At 71.8% G+C, this 26423-nt stretch carries 24 protein-coding genes; 20 read left to right on the top strand and 4 right to left on the bottom strand.

The window, feature by feature from the left end:
• Positions 1 to 8 precede the first annotated feature (8 nt).
• On the bottom strand, positions 9 to 551 hold the full coding sequence (locus BJ981_RS02555) for a PadR family transcriptional regulator (RefSeq protein ID WP_184608120.1): 543 nt from the start codon (positions 549 to 551) through the stop codon (positions 9 to 11).
• An 87-nt stretch (positions 552 to 638) separates the two neighbouring features.
• Between BJ981_RS02555 and BJ981_RS02550 the strand changes: the two genes are divergently transcribed.
• Both BJ981_RS02550 and BJ981_RS02545 read left to right on the top strand, forming a co-directional pair.
• A complete protein-coding gene (locus BJ981_RS02550; protein WP_239139703.1) occupies positions 639 to 2141 on the top strand; it encodes an MDR family MFS transporter in 1503 nt (500 codons plus the stop codon).
• A 126-nt stretch (positions 2142 to 2267) separates the two neighbouring features.
• Entirely contained in the window at positions 2268 to 3104 is an 837-nt protein-coding gene (locus BJ981_RS02545; protein WP_184608119.1) for a DUF11 domain-containing protein, read from the top strand.
• A gap of 37 nt (positions 3105 to 3141) precedes the next feature.
• On the opposite strand, the gene BJ981_RS37385 is transcribed toward BJ981_RS02545, so the two are convergent.
• Together BJ981_RS37385 and galE are read right to left on the bottom strand one after the other, a co-directional pair.
• Entirely contained in the window at positions 3142 to 3645 is a 504-nt protein-coding gene (locus BJ981_RS37385) for a hypothetical protein (protein ID WP_204070685.1), read from the bottom strand.
• A 133-nt stretch (positions 3646 to 3778) separates the two neighbouring features.
• Positions 3779 to 4738 carry a UDP-glucose 4-epimerase GalE gene (gene galE, locus BJ981_RS02535; protein ID WP_184608118.1) on the bottom strand — a complete coding sequence of 320 codons (960 nt, stop codon included), beginning with the start codon at positions 4736 to 4738 and terminating at the stop codon, positions 3779 to 3781.
• A gap of 156 nt (positions 4739 to 4894) precedes the next feature.
• Between galE and BJ981_RS02530 the strand changes: the two genes are divergently transcribed.
• From BJ981_RS02530 to BJ981_RS02520, 3 genes are all read left to right on the top strand, one after another.
• Complete coding sequence (locus tag BJ981_RS02530; protein ID WP_184608117.1) at positions 4895 to 6211, top strand: hemolysin family protein; 1317 nt, start codon at positions 4895 to 4897, stop codon at positions 6209 to 6211.
• Positions 6212 to 6254: 43 nt separating this feature from the next.
• Positions 6255 to 7259, top strand: a complete 1005-nt coding sequence (trpS, locus tag BJ981_RS02525; protein ID WP_184608116.1) for a tryptophan--tRNA ligase — start codon at positions 6255 to 6257, stop codon at positions 7257 to 7259.
• A gap of 97 nt (positions 7260 to 7356) precedes the next feature.
• Positions 7357 to 8298 carry a YihY/virulence factor BrkB family protein gene (locus BJ981_RS02520; RefSeq protein WP_184608115.1) on the top strand — a complete coding sequence of 314 codons (942 nt, stop codon included), beginning with the start codon at positions 7357 to 7359 and terminating at the stop codon, positions 8296 to 8298.
• A 4-nt stretch (positions 8299 to 8302) separates the two neighbouring features.
• Here the strand turns inward: BJ981_RS02520 and BJ981_RS02515 are convergent, their stop codons facing one another.
• On the bottom strand, positions 8303 to 9436 hold the full coding sequence (locus tag BJ981_RS02515; RefSeq protein ID WP_184608114.1) for a D-alanyl-D-alanine carboxypeptidase family protein: 1134 nt from the start codon (positions 9434 to 9436) through the stop codon (positions 8303 to 8305).
• 111 nt (positions 9437 to 9547) lie between these two features.
• Between BJ981_RS02515 and BJ981_RS02510 the strand changes: the two genes are divergently transcribed.
• From BJ981_RS02510 to asnB, 15 genes are all read left to right on the top strand, one after another.
• Positions 9548 to 9760, top strand: a complete 213-nt coding sequence (locus BJ981_RS02510; RefSeq protein WP_239139705.1) for an SCO4848 family membrane protein — start codon at positions 9548 to 9550, stop codon at positions 9758 to 9760.
• A gap of 188 nt (positions 9761 to 9948) precedes the next feature.
• Positions 9949 to 11130 (top strand): glutamate--cysteine ligase, encoded by a 1182-nt coding sequence (locus tag BJ981_RS02505; protein ID WP_184608112.1) that lies wholly within the window; start codon positions 9949 to 9951, stop codon positions 11128 to 11130.
• Positions 11117 to 12355 (top strand): amidohydrolase, encoded by a 1239-nt coding sequence (locus BJ981_RS02500; RefSeq protein WP_184608111.1) that lies wholly within the window; start codon positions 11117 to 11119, stop codon positions 12353 to 12355. Before BJ981_RS02505 ends, BJ981_RS02500 begins: the two co-directional genes overlap by 14 nt.
• Positions 12356 to 12570: 215 nt before the next feature.
• Positions 12571 to 13656, top strand: a complete 1086-nt coding sequence (locus BJ981_RS02495) for a BMP family lipoprotein (protein WP_204070686.1) — start codon at positions 12571 to 12573, stop codon at positions 13654 to 13656.
• A 111-nt stretch (positions 13657 to 13767) separates the two neighbouring features.
• Positions 13768 to 15390, top strand: coding sequence for an ABC transporter ATP-binding protein (locus BJ981_RS02490; RefSeq protein ID WP_184615533.1), 1623 nt, complete (start codon positions 13768 to 13770; stop codon positions 15388 to 15390).
• Positions 15387 to 16514, top strand: a complete 1128-nt coding sequence (locus BJ981_RS02485) for an ABC transporter permease (RefSeq protein ID WP_184608110.1) — start codon at positions 15387 to 15389, stop codon at positions 16512 to 16514. The genes BJ981_RS02490 and BJ981_RS02485 overlap by 4 nt, the downstream gene beginning before the upstream one ends.
• Positions 16511 to 17782 (top strand): ABC transporter permease, encoded by a 1272-nt coding sequence (locus BJ981_RS02480; protein ID WP_239139706.1) that lies wholly within the window; start codon positions 16511 to 16513, stop codon positions 17780 to 17782. The genes BJ981_RS02485 and BJ981_RS02480 overlap by 4 nt, the downstream gene beginning before the upstream one ends.
• Positions 17783 to 17825: 43 nt before the next feature.
• Positions 17826 to 18230 (top strand): cytidine deaminase, encoded by a 405-nt coding sequence (locus BJ981_RS02475; protein ID WP_372437058.1) that lies wholly within the window; start codon positions 17826 to 17828, stop codon positions 18228 to 18230.
• A gap of 46 nt (positions 18231 to 18276) precedes the next feature.
• Entirely contained in the window at positions 18277 to 19554 is a 1278-nt protein-coding gene (locus BJ981_RS02470; protein WP_184608108.1) for a thymidine phosphorylase, read from the top strand.
• Positions 19555 to 19855: 301 nt separating this feature from the next.
• Positions 19856 to 21163 (top strand): aspartate kinase, encoded by a 1308-nt coding sequence (locus BJ981_RS02465; protein ID WP_311745737.1) that lies wholly within the window; start codon positions 19856 to 19858, stop codon positions 21161 to 21163.
• Positions 21164 to 21202: 39 nt separating this feature from the next.
• Complete coding sequence (locus BJ981_RS02460) at positions 21203 to 22015, top strand: 2-amino-3,7-dideoxy-D-threo-hept-6-ulosonate synthase (RefSeq protein WP_184608106.1); 813 nt, start codon at positions 21203 to 21205, stop codon at positions 22013 to 22015.
• 39 nt (positions 22016 to 22054) lie between these two features.
• Positions 22055 to 23161, top strand: coding sequence for a 3-dehydroquinate synthase II (locus BJ981_RS02455; RefSeq protein ID WP_184608105.1), 1107 nt, complete (start codon positions 22055 to 22057; stop codon positions 23159 to 23161).
• 68 nt (positions 23162 to 23229) lie between these two features.
• Positions 23230 to 23607, top strand: a complete 378-nt coding sequence (locus tag BJ981_RS02450; RefSeq protein WP_184608104.1) for a tyrosinase family oxidase copper chaperone — start codon at positions 23230 to 23232, stop codon at positions 23605 to 23607.
• Between the two features lie 17 nt (positions 23608 to 23624).
• Positions 23625 to 24542 carry a tyrosinase family protein gene (locus tag BJ981_RS02445; RefSeq protein ID WP_184608103.1) on the top strand — a complete coding sequence of 306 codons (918 nt, stop codon included), beginning with the start codon at positions 23625 to 23627 and terminating at the stop codon, positions 24540 to 24542.
• 21 nt (positions 24543 to 24563) lie between these two features.
• Positions 24564 to 26423 (top strand): asparagine synthase (glutamine-hydrolyzing), encoded by a 1860-nt coding sequence (asnB, locus tag BJ981_RS02440; RefSeq protein ID WP_184608102.1) that lies wholly within the window; start codon positions 24564 to 24566, stop codon positions 26421 to 26423.

Genomic DNA, 26423 nt, shown 5'->3' with positions numbered 1-26423 from the left:
GCGCGGGCTCAGGCGCCCGCGTCGCCGGGGGTGGCCCGGGCGGCGATGTCGTCGGCGGTGGCGCGGATCCACTCCAGGCCCGTGCGGGCGCTCCTGATGCCGAAGTCCAGGGCGTAGAGGCCGCCTCGCGGCGGGACCTGGGCCGACCGCTTGAGGGCGCGGAGCTGCTCCAGCTCGTGGAGCCGCGCGGTCATCTCCGCCTCCAGGGTGCTCAGCACGCCGATCGCCTCGGCCGGGTCCAGGAGCGGGAGCAGGAACGCCAGCAGCGCGCCCTCGCTGCGCACGGGCGGCGCGGGCCGGTGTCCGGTGAGCCAGCGGTGCAGTTCCTCCGAGCCCTGGTCGGTGATCGCGTACGTCTTGCGCCCGCGCGTGCCCTGCGCCTCGACCGTGACGAGGCCGTCTGCGGCCATCTTGGCCAGCTCCGGATAGATCTGGCTGTGCCCGGCGTGCCAGACGTAGTTGATCGACCTCTCGAACGCCTTGGCCAGGTCGTAGCCGCTGCCGGGGCCGGAGGTGCTGAGCAGGCCGAGAAGCGCGATCCGCAGGGACATGACGGCATCCTATCTTCGCATTGACATGTCACTACAGACATGTCATCTTCTACGTGTTTACCCTGACATGTGAAGAGGGAGCGTGACATGACGATGAACGGCTCCACGGCCGCCGCGCCGCCCGGCGTGCCGGCGAGGCCCACGTGGGCGCCGCCGGGCGGAAAGGGGACGGGTCCGCTGCTCGCCGCCGTGCTCGGCGGGATGTTCCTGGCGATGCTCGACCAGACGATCGTCGGCACCGCGCTCCCGCGCATCACCGCCGAGCTGGGCGGCGAGAACGGGCTCTACACCTGGGTGGTCACCGCCTACCTGCTCACCTCGACCGTCACCGTCCCCCTGTACGGCAGGCTCTCGGACGTGTACGGCCGCAAGCCGCTGCTGCTCGTCGGCGTCACGGTGTTCCTGGCCGGATCGGCGCTGAGCGGCGCCGCCCAGGACATGACCCAGCTCATCGCCTTCCGCGGCGTGCAGGGGCTGGGCGCGGGCGCGCTGCTGCCGCTGTCGCTCGCGCTGGTCGCCGACCTGTTCCCGCCCGAGAAGAGCGGCAAGGTGCAGGGCGCGCTCGGCGGCATCATGGCGGCCAGCTACGTCGCCGGGCCGCTGCTCGGCGGCCTCTTCACCGATCACACGAGCTGGCGGTGGGCGTTCTTCGTGAACCTCCCCATCGGGGCGGTCCTGCTGGCGGTCATCGTGCGGCGCCTGCCCCGGGTGCCCGGCACCGGAGGCTCGCGTCCGGACTACCTGGGCATCGCCGTGTTCACCGCCGCGATCAGCTCCCTGCTCATCGGCCTGACCGAGCACGGCCTGGACGGCCACACCTGGACCAGCCCCGCGGTGGTGCTCCCGCTGATCGCCTCGGCGGTGCTGCTCGTGGCGTTCGTCCTGGTCGAGCGGCGGGCCACCCAGCCGATCATCCCGCTGGAGCTGTTCCGCGACCGCACCTACACGGTCGTCAACGTCGCGTCGTTCTGCAGCGCGGCCTGCCTGTACGCCGGGGTCGTCTTCCTGTCCCGCTACTTCCAGCAGGCGCAGGGCCAGAGCGCGACCTCCTCCGGCCTGCACATCTACCCGCTCATGCTCGCCATGCTCGCCGGCAGCGTCCTGACCGGCGTGCTCATCACCAGGACCCTGCGCTACAAGCCATGGGTGCTCGGCGCGCCGCTGTTCGGCGTGGCCGGGGCGCTGCTGTGCGCGGGGCTCACGGCGCAGACGCCGTTCTGGGCGCTGACGGCCTGGATGGCGCTGATCGGCCTCGGCGTCGGCCCCATGCTCTCGGGGCTCACCGTCGCCGTCCAGACCTCCGTGCCGCCCCAGCACATCGGGACGGCCAGCGCGAACCTCACCTTCTTCCGGCAGATCGGCGGGTCGGTGGCCCTGGCCGTCGCCGGGACCGTCTACACCACGGTCGTCCACGACCGGGCGGCCGGGCACGCGAGCCTGGTGGACGCGCACGCGGCCGCCGCGGCCACGGTCATCCCCTGGCTCGCGGCCGTGGGCGCCGTGGTCGCGATGCTGGCGCTGGTGTTCCTGCCCGACCGCACGCTCCCGCGGGTCCGGCGGGACGTCCCCGCGGCGGTCCTCGCCGAGTGACCCTCGCACGCAGGTTTTGCCCATCCGTGGGATTGACCTGCGCCGGAGCCCGCGTGTCGGGCGGGCGGGCCGTGCGTCCCGGGGCTTGAATTGATCGCGAAGCTTGGGGGGCGCACAGCAATGGGTTTGTTCTCGACGGGAATCGCCGCCGGTCTCGTCCTGTTCCTCGTCACCGGCGCCCCGGTGGTGGCGAACGCCGCCCGGGCGTCCGGCGGCTGGGGAGGGGCCGACCTGTCCGTACGGCTGACCGCCGCGCCGAGGGTCGCCCAGCCGGGGCAGTGGCTGTCGTACGAGGTCAGGGTGCGCAACGCCGGGCCCGGGGACGCGGTGCTGCCCGTGCTCACGATCCGGGTGCCGGACGAGGTGGAGATCACCGCCGTGAACGTCGCGAGCTGCCGTTCCGGGCGCTCGCGCAACGAGGTGGTGTGTCCCTCCCCGGTGGACATCCGGGCCGGCGGGTCCGGCGCGGTCACGATCCTCGGGGTCGTCCGCACCGGGGCGAAGGGACCGCTGCGCGCCTCGGCCGTGCTGTCGTCCGAGGTCGTGGACGAGAACGAGGCCGACAACCGCGCGGAGGCCACCACGCGGGTGGACGAGGGCGCGGACCTCGCCGTCCGGCTGTCCCCGGCCCGCCACACGGCGCGGCCGGGCGGGCGCTTCACGGTGCGGGCCGCCGTGCGGAACAAGGGCCCGCGGCGCGTGCCGGACGCGCGGGTGTACTTCACCGAGCACGGCGCGCGGTTCCTGTCGGCCAAGGGCGGCCGGTGCTCGGCCCGGCACGGGAAGGTCGGCTGCGCGCTGCGCCCGATCGGCTCGGGGGCGGGCGGCACGCTCAGCCTGGTCTTCCAGGTGCCCCGCGACGGCGCGGGCGAGGTCGCGGCGACGGTGTACTCGGCCAGGCTCGGCGACCGGCGGCCCGGCAACAACCGGGCCCGCATGCGGGTCTCACCCGGCCGGGGCTGACCCGCCCGGCAGGTCGGGAGCGGCCCGGGCCGCGCGGCTAGGTCGGGGGAGCGGGCGTCGGGTAGCCGGCCGACGTGGACGGCGGGCGGGCCGTGGACGGCGCCGGGGACGGGCCGTACCCCGGAGGCGGCGGATAACCGGGCGGCGGCCATGGCGGCGGGTACCCCGGCGGCGGAGGCGGTGGGTACCCCGGCGGTGGGTACCCGGGCGGGGGCCGGTATCCGGGCGGCGGGTATTCGGGGGAGTATCCGGACGGCGGGTATTCGGGGGATGGGTAGCCCGGGGGGACCTGGCCGGCGGGCGGGTGGCCGGGAGGCCGGTCCGAGGGCGGCCGGCCCTGGGGGATCCGGCCGGGCTTGCCGTATCTCTTGTAGTCGCCGTACCGGGCGGGGGAGCCCGTGCAGGAGGGGCGGGCCGCCGGGCCGGACGGCCGCGTGGTGGCGAACACCGCGCCCGCGGCGGCCAGCCCCGCGCACACCAGGATCAGGGCCGCGGCGCCGGCCTTGATGGCGAGCGGGGGGAGACGACGTCCTGCGGGCATCACGGGGGAACCCCATCACAGATCGCGCACCGGAATGTCAGGTTCGCGGAGAGTGATTCACATTCGCAACCCGTGCCGGCCGGGCGGCCGACCGGCACGGTCTCCGGGCGCTCGCCGAGCCCGCGCAGGGCCGTCAGCGCAGGGCGGACCAGGCGTCGGCGACGATCTCGCGCAGGTCCGCGTGCTCGGCCGTCCAGCCGAGCTCGCGCCGGATCAGCTCGGAGGAGGCCACCAGCACCGCGGGGTCGCCGGGCCGGCGCTCGGCGAGCACCGCCGGGATCGGATGCCCGGTCACCTCGCGGCAGACGTCGAGGACCTCGCGCACCGAGAACCCGGTGCCGCTGCCGAGGTTGTAGACGGCGTGCGTGCCGGGACGGCAGGCGTCCAGGGCCAGCAGGTGCGCGCGGGCCAGGTCGGTGATGTGGATGTAGTCGCGGACGCAGGTGCCGTCGGGGGTCGGGTAGTCGGCGCCGAAGACGTTCACCGACTCGCGCCGGCCGAGCGCGACGGCCAGGACGTTCGGGATGAGGTGGGTCTCGACGGCGTGCCGCTCGGCGTACACGCGCCCGTCGGCGGCGGTGTGGGCGCCCGCCACGTTGAAGTAGCGCAGGCTGACGGCCCCGAGGTCGTGCAGGCCCGCGTACGCCGTCAGCGCCGTGTCCACGGCGAGCTTGGAGGCGCCGTAGGGGTTGGTCGGCCGGGTGGGCGCGGTCTCGGGGATGGGCGTGGCCTCCGGCTCGCCGTAGGTGGCGGCGGTGGAGGAGAAGACGATGCGCGGCACGCCCGACTCGCGCATGGCGTCGAGCAGGGCGAGCGCGCCGCCGAGGTTGGCGGACCAGTACAGGCCCGGCTTCTCCACCGACTCGCCGACCAGTGACCGCGCGGCGAAGTGGAGCACGCCGTCGAACGAAGGGGACAGGACCTTGCCGGCCTCGGTGAGCGGCGCCTCGACGAAGGCGGCCCCGGACGGGACGGCGTCTGCGTGGCCGGTGGAGAGGTCGTCCAGGACGGTGACCTCGTGCCCCGCCTCGACGAGCTGTGCGGCCACGGCGCTTCCGATGTAGCCCGCGCCCCCGGTGACGAGCAGCTTCACGCGACTGGTCCCTTTCGTTGGAAAATGTTGGGTGATGTTGAAAATTGTATGCTCTTTGCCCAGCTTACGCGGCTCTGAACACCGGCGGCACGGCGTTCAGCGGGTACGCTGACCAGATCATCGACTTGGGCCTCGTGCGAACGGACTGCGATCGACGTGCACAACGTCGCGGCTAACATCCTCCTTGTCCTGCTCTTCGTGCTGATCGGCGGGTTCTTCGCCGCGGCCGAGATGGCCATGGTCTCGCTGCGTGAGAGCCAGGTTCGCAGACTCGCCGACGGAGGGCGGCGCGGCGCGCGCGTCGCCAAGCTGGCCCGCGATCCGAACCGTTTCCTGTCGGCCGTCCAGATCGGCGTGACCGTCGCCACCGCGCTGTCCGCCGCCGTCGGCGCCGACACCCTCGCCGGGCAGCTCGAACCGGTCATCGCCGCCCTGTCGTGGATGCCCTCGGGCGTCGCCCGCCCGGTGTCGCTGGTCCTGGTCACCCTGGCGATCTCCTACGTCACGCTCGTGCTCGGCGAGCTGGCCCCGAAGCGCCTGGCCCGCCAGCGCGCCGAGGGCCTGTCGCTGCTGGTCGCGCCCCTGCTGGACCGGCTCGCCGCGCTGTCGCGGCCGGTCATCTGGGTGCTGTCGAAGTCCACGGACGGCATCGTGCGGCTGCTCGGCGGCAACCCCGAGGCCGACCGCGCCGCGATGACCACCGAGGAACTGCGCGACATGGTCGTCGCCCACCACGACCTCACCCAGGACGAGCGCGACCTGATCGCCGAGGTGTTCACCGCGGGCAAGCGCCACCTGCGCGAGGTCATGCTGCCCCGCACCGAGGTCGAGTTCATGGCCGCGGACACGCCGCTGGCGGAGGCGGCGATCCTGGCCGCCGCCATGCCGCACTCCCGCTTCCCCGTCTACCGCGACTCCTACGACGACATCGTGGGCTTCATCCACGTGCGCGATCTGCTGGACCCGGTGCTGACCGGCCGCATCGAGCCGATCAGCGAGCTGGTGCCCATCAGGCCCGTCAAGCTCCTGCCCGCCAGCAAGCGGGTCATCGCCACGCTGACCGAGATGCGCGACGATGGGCAGCACCTGGCCATCGTCATGGACGAGTACGGCGGCACGGCGGGCATCGTCACCATGGAGGACCTGGTCGAACAGCTCATCGGCGACATCCGCGACGAGTACGACGACGACGGGCACGCCGTGCGGCTCGTGGCCGGCGAGATGGAGATCGAGGGCCTGACCAACCTGGACGACTTCGCGGCCGAGACCGGGATCCGGCTCCAGGCGGGGCCGTACGAGACGCTCGGCGGCCACGTCATGGCGGCGCTCGGCCACCTGCCCGAGGCGGGGGAGCGGGTCGAGGGCCCGGGGTACGCGCTCGTGGTCACCGAGATGGACGGCCGCAGGGTCGCCCGGGTGCGGGTGATCAGACGGCCCCTGCCGCCCGAGCCCGCGCCCCCACAGGAAGGGTGACGGATTCGCGGACCACCGCCGGCGGCTGCCACAATTATGTTCTATGGCCACACCTCGCGTGCTCTCCGGAATCCAGCCCACCGCCGACTCCTTCCACCTCGGCAACCTGCTCGGCGCCGTGCGCCAGTGGGTCGGCATGCAGGAGACGCACGAGGCGTTCTGGTTCATCGCCGACCTGCACGCGATCACCGTCGGCCCCACGCCCGCCGAGCTGCGGCGGCGCACCCGCGTCTCGGCCGCCCAGCTCTTCGCCGTCGGCATCGACCCCGAGCGCAGCACGTTGTTCGTGCAGAGCCACGTCCGCGAGCACAGCGAGCTGACCTGGGTGCTGAGCTGCAACACCGGCATGGGCGAGGCCGCGCGCATGACCCAGTTCAAGGACAAGGCGGCCCGCTCGGGCGAGAACTCCGCCGGGGTCGGCCTGTTCACCTACCCCATCCTGCAGGCGGCCGACATCCTGCTCTACCAGGCCGACCAGGTCCCCGTGGGCGCCGACCAGAAGCAGCACATCGAGCTGACCCGCGAGCTGGCCCGCCGCTTCAACACCCGCTACGGGCCCACCTTCACCGTGCCGGAGCCCTACATCCTCCAGGAGGTCGAGCGCATCGCCGACCTCCAGGACCCTTCGGCGAAGATGTCCAAGTCGTCCTCCAGCCCGCAGGGCATCCTGGACGTGCTGGACGAGCCGGGGTCGCTCCGCAAGAAGATCATGCGCGCGGTCACCGACACCGGCTCCGAGGTCGTCGCCGACCCGGAGAACAAGCCGGGCGTCACCAACCTGCTGCGCATCCAGTCCGCCCTGACCGGCACCCCGGTCCCCGACCTGGAGGCCCGGTACGCGGGCGAGGGCTACGGCACCTTCAAGAAGGAGGTGGCCCAGGTCATCACGGACGCCTTCGCGCCGATCCGCGAGCGCACCGAGAAGCTGCTCGCCGACGAGGCCGAGCTGGACCGCATGCTCGACGTCGGCGCCCGCCGCGCCTCGGCGGTCGCCCGCGAGACCATGGAGGTCGTCCGCGACCGCCTCGGGTTCCTGCCCCGGCGCTGAGCCCACCGGCCGCCACGCCCTGGTCCGGACGGGATTCTTCCCCGTCCGATGACCGCCGCTGTCCGCATACCGTACGCCTGGTGGGTAGATGGCGAGGATGGGACGCGTGTGGGCCGCGCTGCTGCGGCGCGTGGACGCCGTAAAGGCGTGGGGCAGGGGCGTCACCGCGCGCTCCCGTGTCCGCTGGCCGTGGCTGGACCATCTGATCCGCACCGTCCACCGCTACCAGAGCGTCAGGGGCGACCGGCTCGCGGGCGCGGTGACCTACTTCGCGTTCCTGTCGTTCTTCCCGCTCATGGCGCTGGCCTTCGCCGTCTTCGGCTACTTCCTGGTGGTCAACCCCGACGCGCTGAAGACCCTGGAGGCCGCGATCAACCAGCAGCTCCCGGGACTGGCCGGGCGGCTGGAGGTCAGGCGGCTGGCCGAGGCCCGCGCGGGCGCCGGGCTGATCGGCCTGCTGGGCCTGGCGTACGCGGGCATCGGCGCGGTGGACGCGCTGCGCGAGGCGCTGCACGAGGTGTGCGTGAGCTGCGAGCCGCCGATGAACTGGTTCGTCGCCCGGCTCCGCGACCTGGTGGCGCTGGTGCTGATCGGCCTCACGCTGGTGCTGTCGGTGGCGGTGAGCGGGTTCGCCGTCCAGGCGACCGGGACGATCCTCGGGTGGTTCGGCGCGCGCGAGTCGATCGTGGCGGCGGCGCTGGTCCGCACGGCGGGCGTGCTCATCGGCATCGGCGGCGACGTGCTGGTGTTCCTGGTGATCCTGCGCTGGCTGGCCAGGATACGCAGGCCGTTGCGGGCCATCCTCGCGGGCGCGCTGATCGGCGCGATCGGGTTCGAGGCGCTCAAGCAGGTCGCCACGCTTCTGCTGGCCCGCACGCTGGCCAACCCGATCTACGGCGCGTTCGCCGTGGTCGTCGGCCTGCTGATCTGGATCAACCTGGCCGCCCGCCTGTCGCTGTACGTCGCGGCGTGGACCGCCACCTCCGACGGCGCGCCGCCGCCGGAACCCACCCCGGCCCCGGCGAGCGGGTACGAGTGAAGGGTCAGGGCGCGTCCCCGGGGATCGCGTTCGCCCGCGCGCGGCGGCGCACGCCGTACACCACCCAGGCCGCGCCGCCGAGCAGCGCGACCGCGACCACCCCGGCCCCGATGCCCACCAGCGGCGAGTCGTGCGCGACCTCGACCGGCTTGCCCGGCGCGGGCCCGACCTTGGCGGGGCCGCCGACGGGCTTGGTGGGCTTGGGCTCCGGGACCGGCGCGACGAGCGTGCCGACGGGCTGGACGCGCCCGCGCGCCGCGAAGCCCCAGTCGAGCAGTTCCTGCACCTCGCCCCAGAACGAGCCCTCGTGGCGCATGACCGCGACGATGATCGTGTGGCCGTCGCGGCGGGCGGCTCCGACGAAGCTGCCGAGGGCCTTGGTCGTATAGCCGTTCTTGACGCCGATCATGCCGGGGTAGCGGCCGAGCAGCCTGTTGTGGTTGGCGATCTCGTAGTACTTGCCCGCCGGGGCGGGAAACTTGGCGATCTTGGTGCCCACGTACTCGCGGAAGTCGGCGCCGCCCAGGCCCGCGCGGGCGATCAGCGCCAGGTCGTAGGCCGAGCTGCTCTGGCCGGGCGCGTCGAGCCCGTTCGGGGTCTTGGCCACGGTGTCGAGCGCCTGCAGCCGCTTGGCCTCGGCGTTCATGTCGGCCAGCGTGCGCGGGAGGCCGCCGTTGGCCTCGGCCAGCGCCACGGCCGCGTCGTTGCCGGAGACCATCATGAGCGCGCGCAGCAGGTCGTGGACCTTGTAGATCTTGTGCTGGGTGAGCCCGACGGCGCTGCCCTCGACGTTGCACGCGTCGGCGCTGGGCTTGACGAGCTTGTTCTTGTTCAGCCGGGGGATGAGGGTGACGGCCGTGAGGATCTTCAGGGTGCTGGCGGGCGCGTGGCGGCCGTGCGGGTCCTTGGCCGCGAGCACCTCGCCGGTGTCGGCGTCGGCGACGACGAACGAGGCGGCCTCGCTCTTCGGCGGCGGCTTGGCCCCCGCGCCGACGATCACACCGCGCTGTCCGAGCAGCGCGCCGCCGACGGGCGCGCCGTCGTCGGACGCCCGCGTGCCCGACGCCGCGCCGGCCTGACCGGGGGTGACGAACGCCAGTCCCCCGATGAGCGCAGTGGCTACTGCTACGTGCTTCATCCCCATAGGGAAATCAGCGTAGCTTTGTCGGATTTCCTGCGGGGCAAGACACGACAAAGATCGCGAAGGTGCTGGTCAGGAACCGTCGGCGGTAGGATGAAGGAGGTGAAGATGACCCGACGCGTCGCCGCGTTCCTCCTGGTCCTTGCCGCATTCATGGTCGTCGAGTGGATCAACCTCGGCTTCAACCTCGCGGACGGCCACCCCACGGGCTTCTATGTGGTGCACGGCGTCCTCATCGGCGTCAATGTGCTCCTGGCCGTCGTGCTCGCGGTTCTCGGCTGGCGTGCCTGGCGGGCCGCCGGACGGGAACGCGGCATATAAGCCGCCCTGTGCGGGCAGAGACCTTGAACGACCGTTTTGCGGTTGACCGTGCATGCTTGCGAACGATCTCCGCTTCGGTGGTCAGGTGGAGGGGCGTAAGTGACGGAGTGCTGGGGTGACCCTACGGGTTGGCCGATTACGTCGTCTGGCGGAAACTCGGCCTGGGACCATGGCCTTGGAGGCGTGCGGTGACAATCGAGTTCAACCCCTCGCGCGGTCCGACACTGGGCGTCGAATGGGAGCTCCAGCTTGTCGACACGCGAACCCGGCACCTGCGCCAGGACGCGCTCAAAGTTCTCGAAGCCGTTCCCGAGCTGAGCGAGACCGCGCGTCCCAAGGTCATGCACGAGCTGATGCAGTCCCAGCTCGAGGTGATCACGGACGTCTGCCACACCGCGTCGGAGGCCGTCGAGGACCTGCGGCGTACGATCGACCGGCTCCGGGAGGTCGTCGAGCCGCGCGGCATGGCGCTCGCCTGCACCGGCACCCACGCCATCAGTGACTGGCGCGACGCGGTGTACGCGCCCGTCCAGCGCTACACCGAACTCGTCGAAGAGATGCAGTGGCTGGCGTGGAGGATCCAAACATTTGGCGTACATGTGCACGTCGGGGTGCGGGAAAGGGATAAAGTCATCCCCATCGTCAACGCGCTCGCGGCCTACCTGCCGCATTTCCTCGCACTGACGGCCTCCAGCCCGTACTGGGGCGGCCAGGACACCGGGCTCGCCTCCAGCCGGGCCATAGTATTCGGCGCGCTGCCGACCGCAGGGCCGCCGCAGATGCTTGCGGACTGGGCCGAGTTCGAGGAGTACATGGACACGCTCAAACGAGCGGGGACCATAAAAAGCATTAAAGAGGTGTGGTGGGATATCCGGCCACATCCCGACTTCGGCACGATTGAGATACGAATGTTCGACGGCATACCGACCCTCAGAGAGGTCGGGATGGTGACGGCGTTGTCGCAGTGTCTGATCCAGCAGTTCGATCAGCAGCTCGACCGAGGGTACCGCCTGCCCCACCCCGCTCCCTGGGTCGTGCGCGACAACAAGTGGCGTGCCACGCGCTACGGCCTGGACGCCACCGTGATCACCGACGACAACGGGACCACCGCGCCCGTGCGCGACATGCTGTACGAGCTCACCCGCGAGCTGGCCCCCATGTCCGAGCGGCTCGGCTGCGCCGACGAACTCGCCGTCGTGTCGGACGTGCTGGAAACGGGGAACTCCTGCGAGCGCCAGCGCGCGATATTCACCGGAGGCGGCTCTCTCGACGACATCGTGGACGCCACGATCGCCGAGCTCAAAGAGGACCGCTTCGTCACCACCAATCTGAGGACGTCGAACGGGGCGATCGGCCATGCCGGCACATGATCTACGGGGGGAACTCGACGCTTTCCTGAGGGTGCACGAGCGCCCTCTCATCGATTTCCGGCGCGACCTCCACGCGCACCCCGAACTCGGGTTCGTCGAGCACCGCACCACCGGGCGCATCGCCGCCCGGCTCACCGAGGCCGGGCTCGACCCGGTTCCCCTGCCCCGCGGCACGGGCCTGATCTGCGACATCGGCAACGGCGACGGCCCCACCGTCGCCCTGCGCGCCGACATCGACGCGCTTCCCCTGCCGGACGAGAAGGACGTCCCCTACCGCTCGACCGTCAACGGCGTCTGCCACGCCTGCGGTCACGACGTCCACACCGCCATCGTGCTCGGCACCGGCCTGTTCCTGGCCAGGCAGGCACGGGCCGGCCTGCTGCCCGGCCGGGTGCGCCTGATCTTCCAGCCCGCCGAGGAGGTCATGCCCGGCGGCGCGCTGCGCGTGCTGGAGGCCGGGGGCATCAACGGCGTCGACCGCATCTTCGGCCTGCACTGCGACCCCCGGCTCGAGGTCGGCCGGCTCGGCCTGCGCGTCGGCCCGATCACCGGCGCCTGCGACAAGGTCGCCGTCCGCGTCGCCGGCCCCGGCGGCCACACCGCGCGCCCCCACCTCACCGCCGACCTCGTCTTCGCCCTCGCCAAGATCGTCACCGAGCTCCCCGCCGCGCTCAGCAGGCGCGTGGACCCGCGCTCGTCGCTGTCGCTGGTGTGGGGACGCGTCCAGGCGGGCTCGGTGGCCAACGCCATCCCCGACGACGGCGTGGCCGAGGGCACGATCCGCTGCCTGGACGAGCAGGCGTGGCACGAGGCCCCCGACCTGTTCAAGTCGCTGCTCGACTCGGTGGCCATCGCCTACGGCGTCGAGGCCGAGATGAACTACGTGCGCGGCGTCCCCCCGACCATCAACGAGGCGACCAGCGTCCAGATGCTCCGCGACGCCGCCGGCCGGGTGCTCGGCCCGGACGCGGCCGTCCCCACCCCGCAGTCCCTCGGCGGCGAGGACTTCGGCTGGTACCTGGAGTCGGTCCCCGGCGCCTACGCCCGGCTCGGCGTGCGCACCCCCGGCGACACCAGCACGGTCGACATCCACCAGGGCACCTTCGACGTGGACGAGAAGTGCATCGCGGCCGGGGTCGGCGTGCTGTCCGCCACCGCGCTCACGGCCCTGTGGGACGGCTGCCGCGCCCCGGCCGACGAGGCCGCGCAGCCCGTCACCGCCTGAGCCCGGCCGCTCCGCCGGGGGCCCGTGACCAGGCGTCCCCGGCGTGAGATGGCGAGGTTTCGCAGGTCACAGGGTGGAGTGAGCTGCATAACGGACCTGTTTCGGACCCAGGCTGCGGTTTGGCCAAGACGGGCCTAACAACTATCTTCCGTGCAGGGTTGCCGTGCGTTCCTTCGCGCGTGCACACGGACGGCGAAGACACGGAAGGAGTCATCTTGCTCCGCGATCACGCAAGCAAGTTGGCCGCCACGGTGGCGGCCGGGGCCATGCTCATGGCCGCGGCCGCGTGCGGTGGCAGCGACACCGGCACGGGAACCGACTCGGCGACGCCCGCCGCGTCCGGTGGGGCCGGCGGGTCCTCCGCGCCCGCGGCCGCCGGCGCCAAGGTCGGTCTCGCGTACGACATCGGCGGCCGGGGCGACCAGTCCTTCAACGACGCCGCCGCGGCCGGCCTGGAGAAGGCCAAGGCCGAGCTGAACCTCGCCGAGACCAAGGAACTGGAGGCCAAGGCGGGCGAGACCGGCGGGCAGAAGGAGCAGCGCCTGCGCCTGCTCGCCCAGAGCGGCTACAACCCGGTCATCGCGGTCGGCTTCGCCTACTCCGAGGCCATCAAGAAGGTCGCCCAGGAGTTCCCCGACACCAAGTTCGCGATCGTCGACGACGCCGCGGCGGGCCCGAACATCACCAACCTGGTGTTCGCCGAGAACGAGGGGTCCTTCCTCGTCGGCGCGGCGGCGGCGATGAAGACCAAGAAGGAGCACATCGGCTTCGTCGGCGGCGTCGCCGTCCCGCTGATCAAGAAGTTCGAGCTCGGCTTCACCAAGGGCGCGCAGTCCGTCAAGCCGGACATCAAGATCGACGTCAAGTACCTCAGCCAGCCGCCGGAGTTCACCGGCTTCAACGACCCCGCCAAGGGCAAGGCCGCGGCGCAGGGCATGTTCGACGCCGGCGCCGACATCGTCTACCAGGCGGCGGGCGGCTCCGGGGGCGGCGTCTTCGAGGCGGCCAAGGCCGCCAAGGCGCTGGCGATCGGCGTCGACTCCGACCAGGCCCTCACGGCGGACCCGGGCGTGCGCGACGTCATCCTGACCTCCATGCTCAAGAAGGTCGACGTCGCGGTGTTCGACTTCCTCAAGAGCTTCGCCGACGGCACGGTCAAGGCCGGTGCGAAGGTGTACGACCTCAAGGCCGGGGGAGTGGACTTCTCCACCACCGGCGGCAAGGTCGACGACATCAAGCTCGACCTCGACAAGTACAAGGACAAGATCATCAACGGCGAGATCAAGGTCCCCAGCGAGTGACCGCCGCGCCGAGGGGGCTCGCCGTCGCGAGCCCCCTCGGCCGCCGTCCGGTACGCCCGCGCCGAGGCCGTCCGCTTGGAGGAGGCCGTGATCAGCACCTCGACACCTTCGATGCCCGCCACCGAGTCCGCAACCAGCCCCGCCGTCGAGCTTGAGGGCATCACCAAGAGATTCCCCGGTGTGGTCGCCAACCGCGACATCGGCCTGAGCGTGCGCCGCGGCCACGTGCACGCCATCGTCGGCGAGAACGGCGCGGGCAAGTCCACGCTCATGAAGATCCTCTACGGCATGCAGCGGCCGGACGAGGGCGTGATCCGCGTGGACGGCAGGCCCGTCAACTTCCGCACCCCCGCCGACGCCATCGCCGCCGGCATCGGCATGGTGCACCAGCACTTCATGCTCGCCGACAACCTGACCGTCCTCGAGAACATCATCCTCGGCAGCGAGCCGCGCAGGTTCGGGATCGGCGTCGACTTCGCCGCCGCCCGCCGCAGGATCAAGGAGATCTCCGACGCCTACGGGCTCGGCGTCAGCCCGGACTCCCCGGTCGAGGACCTGGGCGTGGGCGCGCGGCAGCGGGTGGAGATCCTCAAGGTCCTCTACCGGGGGGCGCGCATCCTCATCCTGGACGAGCCCACCGCCGTCCTGGTGCCCCAGGAGGTCGAGGAGCTCTTCGACAACCTGCGCGGGCTGGTCCGCGAGGGCCTGACCATCATCTTCATCTCCCACAAGCTGGACGAGGTGCTGTCGGTCGCCGACGCCATCACCGTGATCCGGCGCGGCACGACCGTCGCCGAGGTGGACCCCACGGAGGTCACCGCGGGCAAGCTCGCCGAGCTCATGGTGGGCAGCGAGCTGCCGAGCCCGGAGACCCGCGAGTCCACGGTGACCGACCAGGTCGCGCTCGCCGTGCGCGGCCTCACCGTCCGCGCGGCCGACGGGCGCCCGGTCGTGGACGACGTGTCGTTCGAGATCCACAAGGGCGAGGTGCTCGGCATCGCCGGCGTGGAGGGCAACGGGCAGGCCGAGCTGGTCGAGGCCATCATGGGCATGCGGCCCGCGGAGGGCGTCGTCAACCTGGGCGGGCGCGACATCTCCTCCTGGTCCACGCTGCGCAGGCGCGAGGGCGGCATCGGCTACATCCCCGAGGACCGCCAGCGGCACGGCCTGCTGCTGGAGGCCCCGCTCTGGGAGAACCGCGTCCTCGGCCACCAGACCCGCAGGCCCAACGTCAGGGGCTTCTGGATCGACAGGTCCGGCGCCCGCGCCGACACCGAGCGCATCGTCCGCGAGTACGACGTCCGCACCCCCGGCATCGACGTCGTGGCGGCGGCCCTGTCCGGCGGCAACCAGCAGAAGCTGATCGTCGGGCGGGAGATGAGCGGTGAGCCCGCCGTCCTCATCGCCTCCCACCCGACGCGCGGCGTGGACGTCGGCGCCCAGGCCGCCATCTGGGACCACCTGCGCGCCGCCCGCGCCGCGGGCCTCGCCGTCCTGCTGATCTCGGCGGACCTGGACGAGCTGATCGGCCTGTCCGACTCCCTCAAGGTGATCCTGCGCGGCCGCATGGTCGCCGACGTCGACCCGGCCGAGGTGACGCCCGAGCGTCTCGGCTCCGCGATGACCGGCGCGGGGCCGGACACCCCCGCCGCCGACGCGTCCGTGGCGCTCGCCGAGGACGCCCCCGCATCCGGACGGCCGGGCCGCGAGCCCGAGGCCGGGGAGGAAGCATGAGCTCGTCGTTCACCGACCGCCTGCTCGGCAGGGTCAGGCTCAGCGGCCTGCTCGCCGTCGCGGCCCCCCTGCTCGCCGTCGTGTTCGCCGGCGTCATGACCTCGATCGTCCTGCTGCTGAACGGCAGCGATCCGTTGCACACGCTGCTGCTGCTGGTGGAGTACGGCGCCGCGCCGCGCACGCAGGTGCTGATCCTCAACTCGGCGACCACCTACTACATCTCCGCGCTCGCCGTCGCGATCGGGTTCCGCATGAACCTGTTCAACATCGGCGTGGACGGCCAGTACCGTCTGGCGGCCCTGCTCGCGGCGGCGGTCGGCGGCGCGATCTCGCTTCCGGCGCCGCTGCACGTCGGCGTCACCGTCCTGGTCGCGGTGGCGGTCGGCGGCCTGTGGGCGTCCATCGCGGCCGTGCTGAAGGCGGCCCGCGGCGTCAGCGAGGTCATCTCCACGATCATGCTGAACGCGGTCGCGACCGGCCTCGGCGCCTGGCTGCTCACCACCGACCGGCTCGCGGTGTCGCTCAGCAGCAACAACATCGGCACCAAGCCGATCCCGCCGTCCGGCCAGGTCCCCGGGATCTCGCTGGTGCCGGGCTCGCCCAGCAAGGTCTACGGCTTCCTGCTCGTCGCGGTGCTGCTCGGCGTCGGCTACCACGTCCTGCTCAACCGGACGCGCTTCGGGTTCGACCTGCGCGCCACGGGACGCTCGGAGACGGCGGCGGTGGCCAGCGGGGTGCGGGTCGGGAGGATGGTCGTGCTGACCATGATCCTTTCCGGCGCGGTCGCCGGCCTGGTCGGCATGCCGCAACTCCTCGGCGAGGCCTACACCTACAGCCTGGACTTCCCGCCGGGGCTCGGCTTCATCGGCATCTCCATCGCCCTGCTCGGCCGCAACAACCCGATCGGCATCGCCCTCGGCGCGCTGCTGTGGAGCTTCCTGAACAACGCCGGTGAGATCCTGGGCATCAACGACATCCCCCAGGAGATCGTGATCATCATGCAGGGCGCGATCGTCCTGTCGGTGGTCATCGCCTACGAGCTCGTCCACCGCTACCGCGCGACGGCCGAGCGACGCCGGGTGAGCCGCCGGCTCGCCACGCCCGTGGAAGGAGCGGCGGCGTGACCGTCACCCAAGCGCCCCCCGCGCCCGCCGCGTCCTCCGCCGCTCGCCGGCGGTTCCGCGTGGACTGGCGGGTCCTCCTGCTCGGCGCCATCGCCCTGCTGTTCATGCTGTCGATCGCGCGCGTGGTCACCGGCGCCAACGACATCACCTCCGGCGGCACGATCGGGACGGCCCTCGCCTGGGCGGTGCCCATCGGGCTCGCCGCGCTCGGCGGGCTGTGGTCCGAGCGCGCGGGCGTGGTGAACATCGGCCTCGAAGGCATGATGATCCTCGGCACCTGGTTCGGCGCCTGGGGCGCGATCACCTTCCACAACCCCTGGGCCGGAGTGCTCGCGGGCGCGATCGGCGGAGCCCTCGGCGGCCTGCTGCACGCGGTGGCGACCGTGACGTTCGGCGTCGACCACATCATCTCCGGCGTCGCGATCAACATCCTCGGCGAGGGCATCACCCCCTACCTGTCGAAGCTGGTCTTCGTCGACATGCCGGGCGGCGGCGAGACCCAGTCCCCGCGCGTCGTGCCCCCCGGCGACGTCGGTGTCGGAGCGATCGACGCCTGGCTGCGGGGCCTGGAGAGCGGGCACACCTTCCTGGTGTCGGACCTGGCCGGCGTCGTGCGCGGTCTCACCCAGGGCGTCTCCCTCTTCACGATCGTGGCGGTGCTGCTGGTGCCGCTCAGCTTCTACCTGCTGTGGCGCACGGCCTTCGGCCTGCGCCTGCGGTCCTGCGGCGAGCGCCCCGTCGCGGCCGAGTCGCTCGGCGTCAACGTGTACTTCTACAAGTACGTCGCGGTCGTCGCCTCCGGCGCGCTCGCCGGGCTCGGCGGCGCCTACCTGTCCATCGTCGCCGCGGGCATCTACCGCCAGGGCCAGACCGGCGGCCGGGGCTTCATCGGCCTCGCCGCGATGATCTTCGGCAACTGGCGGCCGGGCGGCCTGGCCAGCGGCGCGCTGCTGTTCGGGTACACCGACGCGCTGCAACTGCGCCAGGGCGGCACCTCGGTGCACGCCCTGCTGCTGGTGGTGGCGATGCTGCTGGCCGCCTTCGCCGTCTACCAGCTCGCCGGGCAGCACCGGAACCGCGCCGCGCTGGTGACGGCCGTCTTCGCGGTCGCGGTGTTCGTGGTCTTCGCCCGTACCAGCACCGTGCCCGAGCAGTTCACCTCGTTCACCCCGCACCTGACGACGCTGCTGGTGCTGGCGCTGGCCTCCCAGCGGCTGCGCATGCCGGCCGCCGACGGGCTGCCGTACCGCAAGGGACAGGCCACGTGAGGGTAGGTCAGGAAGAGGCGTTCCCATGGGAGGGGGGTCAGAGGTGAGTCCTGAAGAGGTCGACTGGGAGGCGCTGCGCCGCCACGCGGCGGAGGCGATGACGCACGCCTACGCGCCGTACTCCAAGTTCCCCGTCGGCGCCGCCGCGCTGGTGGACGACGGCCGCGTGGTGACCGGCTGCAACGTGGAGAACGCCTCCTTCGGCGTCGGCCTGTGCGCCGAGTGCGGCCTCGTCTCCGCGCTGCACGCCTCGGGCGGGGGCCGTCTGGTCGCCTTCGCCTGCGTGGACGGGCACGGCGAGCCGCTCATGCCGTGCGGGCGCTGCCGGCAGCTGCTGTTCGAGCACGGCGGCCTCGAACTGCTCGTGGACACCCCCGAGGGGCCGTGGACGATGGCGCGGATCCTGCCGCTCGCCTTCGGCCCCGACGACCTGTCCCGGGGAGCCTGACCGCCCGCGGCGCGACCTCGGGGATATTTCGGAGAGCATGGAGTTCATGGACGCGATCGACGTCATCCGCACCAAACGGGACGGCCGCGCGCTGTCCGCCGAGCAGATCGCCTGGGTGGTCGACGCCTACACCCGGGGCGAGGTCGCGGACGAGCAGATGTCCGCGCTGGCCATGGCGATCCTGCTGCGCGGCATGGAGCGCGGCGAGATCGGCCGGTGGACCGACGCCATGATCCGCTCGGGCTCGCGCATGGACTGGTCCGGCCTGGACCGCCCGACCACCGACAAGCACTCCACCGGCGGCGTCGGCGACAAGATCACCCTGCCGCTGGCGCCGCTCGTCGCCGCCTGCGGGGCCTACGTCCCGCAGCTCTCCGGCCGCGGCCTCGGCCACACCGGCGGCACGCTCGACAAGCTGGAGTCCATCCCCGGCTGGCGGGCGTCCCTGTCCAACGACGAGATGCTCGCCGTGCTGCGCGAGGCGGGCGCGGTGGTGTGCGCGGCCGGGGACGGCCTCGCCCCCGCCGACAAGAAGCTGTACGCGCTGCGCGACGTCACCGGCACCGTGGAGTCCATCCCGCTCATCGCCTCGTCCATCATGTCCAAGAAGATCGCCGAGGGCACGGGCGCGCTCGTGCTGGACGTCAAGGTCGGCTCCGGCGCGTTCATGAAGGACACCACCATGGCACGCGAGCTGGCGCGCACGATGGTCGACCTCGGCACCGACCACGGGGTGGCCACCGTCGCGCTGCTCACCGCCATGGACCGCCCCCTCGGCCTGGCCGTCGGCAACGCCCTGGAGGTGGCCGAGTCGGTCGAGGTGCTGGCGGGCGGCGGGCCGTCCGACGTGGTGGAGCTGACCGTGCGGCTCGCCCGCGAGATGCTCGCCGCCGCCGGGGTGTCCGGCAAGGACCCCGAGACCGCGCTGAAGGACGGCTCGGCGATGGACTCCTGGCGGCGCATGATCCGCGCCCAGGGCGGAGACCCCGGCGCGCCGCTGCCCGTGGCCGCCGAGACCGTTGAGGTCGCCGCGCCCGCGTCCGGCGTGCTGTCCCGGCTGGACGCCTACGCGGTCGGGCTCGCGGCGTGGCGCCTCGGAGCCGGGCGCGCCCGCAAGGAGGACGCGGTCTCCGCGGGGGCCGGGGTGACCCTGCACGCCAAGCCCGGCGACACCGTCCAGGAGGGCCGGCCGCTGCTCACCCTGCACGCCGACGACCCGGGCCGCTTCCCCCGGGCCCTGGAGGCGCTGGAGGGCGCCTACGAGGTCGGGACCCAGGCGGACCCGACCCTGCTGCCCTTGGTGATCGACCGCGTCACCGCCTGACCGGCGGCGCTTCCACCGCCGCGCGCCCTCGTCGCGGGCGCGCGGCACCACACGTAACACGCGCCACTATTCCGTTAACCGGGTAGATACGAGCACATACGGCTTTATACCTCGGATATGACCGTCGGCCCTGCCCGGGAATACCGGCGGAGGCGAACCATCCAGCGCGTTCCGGGCCGGGAGGCCGCCGCACGAGGAGTGCGTTCCGCCGTTATGGCGTGGTAAATCGGAGTTTGCGCTATTAGCTAATATTTTCTTGATATACGTGTGATGCGGTACTTCGGCAGAGTTGTCCTCGTTGATGGAAAAGAGGGAGCTGCCGATGCCTCGCTCGCACGGAACAGAACAGTGGAGTTCGCTCAGAGTTCCTATCGTTCAGAAATACGGTGGAAGTTCACTCGCCACGCTGGAGCAGATCCAGGCCGTGGCGAACCGCGTGCGCGAGAGCGCCGTGGAAAACTCCGTTGTCGTCGTCGTCTCGGCCCGTGGGGACACGACCGACGACCTGCTCCGGCTCGCGGGTGAGATCGGCGCGGCGCGAACCGGCCGCGAGGTCGACCAGCTCCTCGGCACGGGCGAGACGACGTCGGCGGCGCTGCTGGCCCTCGCCCTGCGCGGAGCCGGGGTTCCCGCCCACTCCCTGAGCGGCGTCCAGACCGGCATCCTCGCCACCGGAGCATACGGACGCGGGGTCATCGTCGCCGTCGACACCGAGCCGATCGCCCGCGTGCTCGCCTCGGAGGCGGTCGCCGTGGTCGCCGGGTTCCAGGGGATGAACGAGCGGCTCGACCTCATCACGCTGGGACGGGGCGGCTCCGACACCACGGCGGTCGCGATCGCCGCGGAGCTCGGCGCCGGCCGGTGTGAGATCTACACGGACGTCGACGGCGTTTACACCGCCGACCCCAGGCTCATCCCGTCGGCCTCGCGCGTCCCTTTCATCGACGTGGACGTGATGGCCGAAATGTCATTGGCGGGCGCCCAGGTCCTGCACTCCCGTGCCGTCGATCTCGCGGCCGTGCACGGCGTGGACATTCACGTTCTCCATTCGACGAGACCGGGTCCGGGAAGCGTGATCGCGGCCCGTGACGACGACAGGAGAGACATGCTGGAGTCCAGCGGATTCGTCACCGGCGTCGCGGTCGACACCAAGGTCGCCCGCGTCGGCCTGCTTCTGCCCGACGCGGAGGCGACGGCACAGTTGTTCGATTTCTTCGCCCGCGAATCCATTTTCGTCGACATGGCGACGCTGCACGACGTGGACGACGGGATCCGGGTCGGACTGACGGTGGCGGACGCGGACGTCGACGCGCTGCGGGCGTTCGTCACCTCCGCCTTCCACGGCGGCCCGCCGGAGATCGACGGCGGCGTCGCCAAGGTCTCCGTCGTCGGCCAAGGGCTGCTCACGAGCCCGGAGTGCGCGGCGCGCGCCCTGCGGCGCCTGCGCCGCGCCGACATCGCCACGAACGCGGTCGCGACCTCGCAACTGCGCATCTCGATGACCGTGCCCGCCGGGGCCGCCGCGCGGGCGGCGCGGCTGCTGCACCGGGAGTTCGGCCTCGAGTCGCTCGGCGCCGGCGCGGGGTTCACCTCCCCGGTGCCGGTCTGACCCTGCCACCACCCGGCGGACAAGTGAGGAGAGAAGACCATGAGGGTGAGCAATCCGTTCGCTCGTGAGGTGCGGCTGCGCCGGATGCACCGCGGCGGGGACGACGGGCTCTTCATCGTCCCGCTGGACCACTCGGTGACCGAGGGGCCGGTGACCGGGGGACGCGATCTCGACCGGCTGCTCGGCCTGCTCGCCGGCAACGGCGTCGACGCGGTGGTCCTGCACAAGGGAAGCCTGCGCTACGTCGCCCCCGAGCGGTTCACGCGCATGTCCCTCATCGTGCACCTCAGCGCGAGCACCGTGCACGCGCCCGATCCCAACGCCAAGTACCTGGTCGCCAGCGTCGAGGAGAGCCTCAGGCTCGGCGCCGACGCGGTCAGCGTCCACGTCAACCTCGGGTCGGAGGAGGAACGGCGGCAGATCGCCGACATGGCGGCCGTCGCCGAGGCGTGCGACCGCTGGAACGTGCCGCTGCTGGCGATGATGTACCCGCGCGGCCCGCACATCGCCGACCCGCGCAAGGCCGAGCTGGTCGCGCACGCGGTCACGCTCGCCGCGGACCTCGGGGCCGACATCGTCAAGACCGTCTGCCCCGAGGCGGTCTCCGACATGCGGGCCGTCACGAGCCTGTCGCCGATCCCGGTCGTCGTCGTCGGCGGTCCGCGGGATCCCGACGCCGACAACGTGCTGGCGTACGTGGACGACGCGCTGCGCGGCGGGGCCGCCGGCGTCGCGATGGGCCGCAACATCTTTCTCGCTCCCGAGCCCGGCGTGATGGCGGCGAAGATCGCCGACCGGATCCACCCGCACCGGCTCACCGGCGTGGGCGCCGTGACGTCACCGGCGGCGTAGACGCCGGCCGATCCCCCCGACCACTTGAGGAGACTTGCGATGAAGCTGAGTTGGCTCGACATCCGCTCCCTGGGCGAGGCCCGCGAGGCGATCCTGCAGGAGGCCCTGCACCACCGCCTCGACGGCGTCGTGGCGGACGACACCGCCGATCTGGCGGACCTGCCCCCGACGGTCACCAAGGTGCTGTTCCCCCGCCCGGGGGAGATGCCGGCCGAGTTCGGCGACGCCTCGGTCGTCATCGTCGATCCGAGGACCCACGGGACCACGCCGGCGGAGCTCGCCGTGCGGCACCCGGACGTCGAGTTCGGCCGGTTCGTGGAGATCGTCGACGCGCCGACGCTGGAGGAGGCCAACGACGCGGCCCGCACCGAGAAGTGGAGCGTGCTGCTGTTCCGCGACCCGACCAAGATCCCGCTGGAGATCGTGATCGCGGCGGCGGCCCGGGCGAGCGGCAACATCGTCACCGTCGCCCAGGACGTGCCCGAGGCCGAGATCATCTTCGGCGTGCTCGAGCACGGATCGGACGGCGTCATGATGGCCCCCGCCCAGGTCGGCGACGCGGCGCGGCTCAAGGCCGCCGCCCAGGCCGAGACCCCGGCCCTCGGCCTGGTGGAGCTGGAGGTGCGCAGGACCGAGCACATCGGCATGGGCGAGCGCGCCTGCGTGGACACCTGCACGTACTTCCGGGAGGACGAGGGCATCCTGGTGGGCTCGCACTCCAAGGGCATGATCCTGTGCGTCAGCGAGACCCACCCTCTGCCCTACATGCCGACCCGTCCCTTCCGGGTCAACGCCGGCGCGATCCACTCCTACACCCTGTCCAAGGACGAACGCACGCACTACCTCAGCGAGCTGAAGGCCGGCAGCAAGGTGCTGGCCGTGGACGTCAAGGGCCAGACCCGGATGGTCACCGTCGGCCGCGTCAAGATCGAGACCCGCCCGCTGATCTCCATCGACGCGGTCGCCCCGAACGGCCAGGAGGTCAACCTGATCCTCCAGGACGACTGGCACGTCCGGGTCCTCGGGCCCGGCGGCGCCGTCCTCAACAGCACCGAGCTCAGGCCGGGCGACGTGGTGCTGGGCTACCTGCCGAGCGAGGACCGGCACGTCGGTTATCCGATCAGCGAGTTCTGCCTGGAGAAATGACCTCCGGCTCCGGGAGCGGCCCCGAAGCCGGCGCCGCTCCCGGTCCCATCGCGAGAAGGACGGTTCGCATGCTCAACAGACGAGAGGTCATCCTGCGGGGGGCCGCGCTGGCGGCCGGCGTGGGAGGCATCGGAACCATCGGCTACCTCAGGGCCGTGGACGGCCCTGCGGCCGCGGACCCCCGGGCCGCTCACTCCGCGCCCGTGTACGCGGAGCGGTACAAGGGCCGCGCCATAGAGGTCCACGAGAAGGCGTCCGGTCCCGAGGTCTACGTGGACGGCACGCGGCTGCACCTGATGAGGCTCGGCGAGGGCGCCTACCTGAGCTCCATGTGTCACTACGAGATCCTCCGCAGCCCCCTGCAGGCCGCGCGGGCCGCGGTGAACGAGCTGGACGGCGCGAAGCTGCTGGATCTCGGGGCCGGGCACGGCGCCCACACGGCGTGAGAAAGGACACGGCAGCCATGGGCCGCATTCGCAAGAACCACCTGGACATGACTCCGGAGGAGCGGCGCCGTTTCATCGGCGCCGTCCTGGAGATCAAGCGCCGCGGCGTCTACGACCGGTTCGTGCAGCTGCACGTCGACGTCAACTCCAAGGACTACATCGACAAGGACACCGGGAAGCGGGTCGGGCACATCAATCCCGGCTTCCTGCCCTGGCACCGCCAATACCTGCTGGAGCTGGAGAACCAGCTCCGCCGGGTGGACCCGTCGGTCACGCTTCCCTACTGGGACTGGACCACGGACCAGTCCAGGGACTCCCCCTTATGGGCCGACGACTTCATGGGCGGCGACGGCAGGCCCGAGGACGGCATGGTCATGACCGGCCCGTTCGCCTACCCCAACGGCTGGAAGCTGAAGGTCAACGTGCAGCCCGCCGGGACCGAGGACCCGGCGCTCAACGGCCATTACACCGTCGACGACCGCGAGTTCCTGATCCGCCGCATCGGACAGAAGATCTCCCGGCTTCCCACCCCCGAGCAGTTGGGCCAGACCCTGGACCTGCCCGTGTACGACTGCGACCCCTGGGACTACACCTCGGGCGGGGTGGCTCCGTACAACAGCTTCCGCAACCATCTGGAGGGGTACACGAACTTCCCGTGGGAGCCGGCCGCCGGCAAGTTGCACGGCGCCGGCCACCAGTGGGTGGGCGGGCACATGATGTACATCGCCTCGCCCAACGACCCGGTGTTCTTCCTCCACCACTGCTTCATCGACAAGTGCTGGGCGGACTGGCAGGCACGCCACCCCGGCGTGCCGCACTACCTTCCCGTGGAGCCGACCCCGGAGGTCCCCGACGTCACCACGTCGCTCTTCCCGTGGCACACCAAGAGGGTTCGCGACCTCATCGACCACACCCCGTACTACAGGTACGCCTGACTCACGGAAAGGTTGGCTGCGATGTGTGGAATAGCCGGCTGGGTCTCCTACTCGCGAGATCTGACGAGGCATCCCGGCGAACTCGACGCCATGGTCGCGACGATGGCCCTTCGCGGACCCGACGCCGGCGGGGTGTGGCGCGGCCCGCACGCCGCGCTGGGGCATCGGCGGCTGGCCGTCATCGACCTGGAGGGCGGCGCGCAGCCGATGGCGGCCGAGGACGCCGGGCAGGTCTCGGCGGTCATCACCTACAGCGGCGAGGTGTACAACTTCCGCGAGCTGCGTGACGAACTGCGCCGCCGGGGCCACGGCTTCCGCACGGCCAGTGACACCGAGGTCGTCCTGCGCGCGTACCTGGAGTGGGGCGTGGGCTTCGCCGAGCGCCTGAACGGGATGTTCGCCTTCGCGATCTGGGACGCGCGGACCGAGGAACTGCTGCTGGTCCGCGACCGGATGGGGGTCAAGCCGCTCTTCTACCACGTCACCGAGGACGGCGTCCTGTTCGGCTCGGAGCACAAGGCGATCCTCGCCCATCCGGCGGCCGAGGCGGTGGTGGACCTGGACGGCCTGCGCGAGGTGTTCGGGCTCACCATGACACCGGAGCACGCCGTCCTGCGCGACGTGCGCGCGGTGCGGCCGGGCGGGATCGTGCGCGTCTCCCGCGGCGGTGTGCGCAAGACCCGGTACTGGCGGCTCGAGTCGCGCCGGCACACCGACGACCTCGCCACCACCGTCCGCACCGTCCGCGAGATCCTGGAGGACACCGTCCGGCGGCAGCTCATCGCCGACGTGCCGCTGTGTTCGCTGCTCTCCGGCGGCCTGGACTCCAGCGCGGTGACCGCGCTGGCCGCGCGCGGCCTGGCCGACGAGACGGGGAGGAAGGTGCGCACCTTCTCCGTCGACTTCGCCGGGCACAGCGAACGCTTCCGGCCGAACGCGGTGTGGGAGAGCCCGGACGCGCCGTACGTCGCGGACGCGGTGCGGCACATCGGCGCCGACCACGAGGACATCGTCCTGGACAACGCCGACCTGCTGAGCCCGGGCGTGCGCGGGGCGGTGCGCAGGGCACTGGACCTGCCCACGGTCACCGGGGACATGGAGTACTCCCTCTACCTGCTCTTCCAGGCGGTACGCAAGAGGTCCACCGTGGCGCTGTCCGGCGAGTCCGCCGACGAGCTGTTCGGCGGCTACAACCACTTCCACGACCCCGCGGTGCTCCGGTCGGCGACGTTCCCCTGGCACCTTCCGTTCCGGCGGGCCGGAGGCCAGGAGGCGCTGCGCGCGATCGGGCTGTGGGACGCCCTGGAGCTGGAGAGCCACATCGAGCAGCGGTACAAGGAGGCCATCGCGGAGATCCCCGACCTGGACGGCGAGTCGCCGGACGAGGCGCGCATGCGCGAGATCGGCTACCTGCACCTGACGCGCTTCGTCACCTTCCTGCTGGACCGCAAGGACCGCGTCAGCATGGCGACCGGGCTGGAGGTCCGCGTCCCGTTCTGCGACCACAGGCTCGTCGAGTACGTCTTCAACGCGCCCTGGGCGATGAAGACCTTCGACGGCAGGGAGAAGAGCCTGCTGCGCGCGGCCACCGAGGACCTGCTGCCGCGGTCCGTCGTCGAGCGCAAGAAGAGTCCCTATCCCTCCACGCAGGACGTGGCCTACGAGTCCGCGTTACGGGAGCGCGTCGCCGCGCTCGCCGCGAGCGACTCCCCGGTCTTCGACCTGGTCGACCGCCGCGGGCTGCGCGGGCTGCTGGACCGCCCGCCGGGCGCGTTCGCCATCGGCGGGCCCTACAGCGCACGCGCCGTCCTGGAGCGCCTCATCGACCTGGACCTGTGGTTCCGCGAGGACGGCGTCCGGCCGGCCGGCAGGGTCCGCTGA

The sequence above is a fragment of the Sphaerisporangium krabiense genome (genome assembly GCF_014200435.1).
Taxonomy (GTDB): Bacteria; Actinomycetota; Actinomycetes; order Streptosporangiales; family Streptosporangiaceae; genus Sphaerisporangium; species Sphaerisporangium krabiense.
The sequence above is the reverse complement of the archived record's forward strand: the minus strand, read 5'-3'. Positions and strand labels throughout refer to the sequence as shown.